Origin of the sequence: Pararhizobium antarcticum (genome assembly GCF_001885585.1) — a bacterium.
GTDB classification, from domain to species: Bacteria; Pseudomonadota; Alphaproteobacteria; order Rhizobiales; family Rhizobiaceae; genus Pararhizobium; species Pararhizobium antarcticum.
This window is the reverse complement of sequence record NZ_LSRP01000006.1, coordinates 1-4,810: the sequence shown is the minus strand read 5'-3', so window position 1 is coordinate 4,810 and position 4,810 is coordinate 1. Positions and strand designations below refer to the sequence as shown.

Genomic DNA, 4,810 nt, shown 5'->3' with positions numbered 1-4,810 from the left:
TGATTAGATCTTGCCCTGCCGGCAATTCGTCCGTCATTATATTGATTATTTTATAATCGATATTGCTTTTATTCGCGCATCTCTCCTTCGCCCTTTCCAGTGCTGTGGTGGAGATGTCGGCAGCGATCAGCTCAACAACCCGATCGGCGAGCTGGACCGTGAAATGACCTTCAGCACAGGCAAGCTCAAGCGCCTTTCCGATGTCGCCCTCAGGTAGAATTTCCAGCGTATACTCGTATTTTCTTTGCTCATAGCTAGATGTGTATTTCCAGGGGTCAGGAACTGAAAAGACCTCCTCCCACACATCCGCGTTCGATTGTTGCGTCAGATCGCTTCCGCTTGTTTCTCCAATTGCGGGAGCCTCCATAGCCGCTGTGATCGCGGCCTGATGCCTTTCAAGACGTGATTGCAAGGCAGGCGTTCGGCGATCCCTATAACTATCGAGCGCTGCTTTCCTTGCGATTGATTTCAATCGTCGACCGATTGCGAGATGTTCAAATGATCGCGCTGTACGAAATGCCCGCGCGGCAGAAACGGCTTCCTTTGCGGTTCCGACCAGCAGTGATCTGTAAAATGATGACTTTTTCAAACAATTGGCGCGGCGAACGAACGTGCTGGTCCCGCAAGCATCGAGCGCGGCTTCTGCGATCGTGCTTGCTGGAATCTCGCCAAATGACGCAAGGCTAAACGTTACAAGCGAGTCTGTACCTGATTTTAGATTGATGATGACGCGATCATTTTCCGTGTTTGCACTCACGGATTTGATATCAGCAAGGTCGATCGACATCGTTCCGGCCAAGCATGAGTGTACTCTTGCAATCACCGCGATAGCGAACCCAGGCAGATGTTGTTTTCCGGCAAGAGACACCGCCAGATTTTGCAAATATCCATCACAATCGCGAAACTGCCGGGATGCCTCCCCGATGGGAAGACGTGAGCCGACAATCAGGCCCTCCACAATAGCGTGTGCGAGCTGATCGATATCCAGTCCCGGCGTGACTATGTCAGATATCTGGGAGAGAAGCTGCGCGCCGTCTCGGCCGGCTCCGACGTCTGCGCCTGCGCACCACGCAGCGAAGTAAACGGCCTGCGGCGCATAACCTTCGGGAGCCATGCCTTGTTCGAACTCCGGTATCGGTTTGATGACACGAGCATCTTTTTTGTGACCTCGCGCCAATACGACGAGCCCGTCGCGCAGCATGCGAGAATTGTCAGCAGAGAGTGAAGCAGCACGAATAACGTAGACCGCCATGATTGCGGGAACCATTTTCACCCGTATTCCAGCACGGGTCATGCGTTGCCAGAGATCCCAGTCCTCACAAACCTCAAGTGTCGTATCAAAGCCACCGGCGTCTAAAAGTGCTTGCCGCCTCGCGACGACGCAATGCACAGCGACCGGACAAAGCAGCGCGGTTGTGCGGAAGCCATTCCGCTCGAAGGCCGGCTCCAGCGATGTCGATAACAATCGACCATCCGCCGTGACGCGCTTGTAACCGCAATACACCAGATCGACGCCGTCGACTGCAGCCCGCATCATGCGCTCGACATAGTCGGGAGTGACATGATCGTCGGAATCCAAAAAGCAGACCCAGTCGCTCTCGGCTTGCCTGAGGCCCGCATTGCGCGCACCGGTCACCCGTTTGCGCGGTGTGTGAATCAGCCGTATGCGAGCATCGGCCGCTGCCATTTCAATGACGATTGCTGCTGTAACATCTTCAGAGCCGTCATCGACCACAATTGCCGCCCAATCTCCCCGGGACTGTGCGACAAGGCTGGCAAGCGTTTCGTGGATTGTTGCAGCGGCGTTGTAGGCCGGAATGACAAATGTAATGGACGTGTTCATGGTCCCTGCGTATCCCCTGAAAATTCCAGTGCTTGCAAGCGCACCATTGCGTTGAATCTTCCGTTTGCCTCGAACAGTTCTGCATACGTACCGCGCTCCGCGATGCGGCCGCCGTCAAGCACGAGAATCTGGTCAGCATGGCGTACAGTTGACAAGCGGTGGGCAATCATCAGGACAGTCATGGTTGTTCGAATGCTGTCGAGCGCGCGCTGGATGAGTTGCTCGGAATGGCTGTCAAGCGCGTTGGTTGCTTCATCTATGACCAGAATGGCCGGTTTTCGAACGAGCGCGCGCGCAAGCGCAAGGCGCTGACGTTGGCCGCCGGACAGTCGCAAGCCTCTTTCTCCGATCTCGGTATCGTACCCCTGCGGAAGTTTCTCGATAAACTCGTCAGCATAGGCAAGCCTTGCCGCTTCCAGGATTTCGGCGTCGCTCGCCTCAAGTAGGCCGTAGCGAATGTTGTCGCGGATCGTGCCATCGAACAAGAATATGTCTTGGCTGACTGCGGAAATGCGCGAATGCCAGTCAGCAGCCCGAATGTCGTCAAGCGGGATCCCGTCAATCGTTATTTCGCCGGCGTCCGCCTGAAGATTTCTGAGCAGGAGACCGGCAATCGTGGTCTTGCCGGCGCCGGACGGCCCCACCAAAGCAACGGTCGTATTCGGCCGCATGGTGAATGTGATACCGCTGATCGCAGGGCGGTTTTGTTCCGGGTATTTTGCCGACACATCGACAAACTCGATCGCCTGGTTGACCGCATGAAAGGCATGAATTCCGGGCGTCGGCCGAGACAATTCACATTCCTGCTTGACGTTTTCCACCTCGAGAGCGGCGCTGCCCAGTTCCAGCAATTCGGCGCGCGACGACATCAGCGAACGCACCCGCGGCTGCATCCGGTAAAGCACCAGCAGGAAGACTGCCATGGTTGGCACGCCAGTCTGGGCCCAGGCAAAGATAACAATCCAAACACCCAACGCCGCCGCGACCAAAGTTTCGAATATCAGGGGCACCAATTGCGCCAGGAGCTGGGCGCTCAAAAAGAAATGCTTGATCTGCAGCGATGCCCGTTCGTGTCTTTGTTCCTCGAAACTTGCCCGTCCGAAAATACGGATTGTACGCAGCCCGGATAAAGTCTCCCAGGTCCGATCAGTGTAGGATGTATTTGCTGCAACAGCTCCTTCGCCGATCGCCTTGGCGCGCTCCGTAATGCGGTGCATGATCGCGCCGATGACTGCGATCAAGGGGGCGACAAAGATGGCCGTTTCCCATGAAAGAAAAACAAGTATGAGCCCGAGAACCACAATGGAACAGCAATCCGTTATCACGCGATAGAGCGCGCCCAAAGCGCGCGCCACCCGCCAAGTCTCCGACAACAATGCGTTGGCAAGGCGCCCGGACTGCTGGCGATCGATATAGGAGGGATGAGCAGACAGGATGGCCGCAAAAAGCTGCTGTCGCATGCGATGGCCATTTTCTGCATCAACCCGCGCGAAATGGGTAGCATTGATATAGGACAGGGCATTCTTGGCGACGATGGCGCTTATCACGAGCATTACCAGCACGGGCACATGGAAGCTCGACGGTAGGTAATTTAACGTGCCGCCCCCAAAGCCGGACAGGCTGGACTGCAAAGCCTCTTCCTGCCCCAGAAGACCCAGCAACGGCAGAAACAGATATAGACTGACGCCTTCCAGGGCTGAGGACAGCAAGCCAAGACAGACGATGATTTGCACCGTATATCGATGCGTGCTCAAATAAGGCCAGAGCGTGCGCACAATTTTCAAATCATGCTGCACGCTTTTCAGATCAATGGACTGTTTCACGTGTCCATTACCCGACTTTACTCAGCTTCATTTCCTCTCGGAACCATTCGACGGTGCGCTTCACCCCTTCTTCGTAGGGGACAGAACAGCTCCAGCCAGGCAGGATCTTGTTTGCCAGTGTAAGATCCGGCCGACGGTTCGTCGGGTCGTTGATCGGTATGGGGTGCTGGATGATCATGCGTCCGCCGAAAAGATTGGCGATATATTTTGCCACATCCAGTACCGGCACTTCACGATCGTTGCCGATGTTAAGCGGACCTGGGTATTCAATTTTGTCGAGCCAGAAATAGCGCTCAAGACCATCGACAATATCGTCGATGTAGCCCCAGCTGCGTGTCTGCGATCCGTCGCCAAATACCGTCAATGGCTTTCCGGCCAACGCCTGGGTGATAAAATTCGACACAGCGCGACCGTCATCGGGGCGCGTTCGTGGTCCATAGACATTGAACAGACGGACAACCCGCAAATCCAGGCCCTTCGTTCGCAACGTTTCGAACAGGAGCGATTCCGTGCAGCGCTTGCTCTCGTCGTAGGACGAGCGCGGTCCTGTACAGTCGACCATGCCGACATAGCTTTCAGGCTGGGGCGACACGCGCGGATCGCCATAGACTTCCGAGGTAGATGTAAACGCAAACCTCCCGCCAGGCTTCAGGACATCGAGCAACCTTAGCGCACCGATCAGATTGGATTCAATCGTTCGGCGTGGCTCTGCCATGTACCATGGCGGAGAAGCGGGCGATGCAAGATGATAGATTTCGTCGAAAAGGACGTCGCTGGCGAACGTCTCGACATCTCTGATTTCTATCTTGAGGCGATCATCATTGATATGATGAAGATTGTCTTTCCGACCAGTCCATAGATTGTCTACAACCAGACAGAGTTCAATGTCCGACCGTTTTAGAAGCCGATCGACGATATGGGATCCGATAAAACCGCAACCACCTGAAATAAGAACCTTCATGATTCAACCTTCGTATTCTCTGCAATTAATTATATTCATAGTCCAAATGTTGAATTACATCAATTATTTCTTTGGCACATGGTAAATACCTAAAATTAAATACATCTATTTTATACCTTAAAGTAATAAATAGGTTTTCCTATAGCGATGAATTATATATCTCAGCAGGTTAAATAATAATAC

The 4,810-nt window shown here is 54.0% G+C and carries 3 protein-coding genes; all 3 read right to left on the bottom strand.

The window, feature by feature from the left end; genetic code table 11:
• Positions 1-1,843, bottom strand: a 1,843-nt coding sequence (locus AX760_RS01955) for a glycosyltransferase (protein WP_139276421.1), incomplete at its 3' end; no start/stop codon positions are given.
• Positions 1,840-3,666, bottom strand: coding sequence for an ABC transporter ATP-binding protein (locus AX760_RS01950; protein ID WP_083531029.1), 1,827 nt, complete (start codon positions 3,664-3,666; stop codon positions 1,840-1,842). The genes AX760_RS01950 and AX760_RS01955, both read right to left, overlap by 4 nt.
• A gap of 7 nt (positions 3,667-3,673) precedes the next feature.
• Positions 3,674-4,630, bottom strand: coding sequence for an NAD-dependent epimerase/dehydratase family protein (locus tag AX760_RS01945; RefSeq protein ID WP_175551994.1), 957 nt, complete (start codon positions 4,628-4,630; stop codon positions 3,674-3,676).
• Positions 4,631-4,810 lie beyond the last annotated feature (180 nt).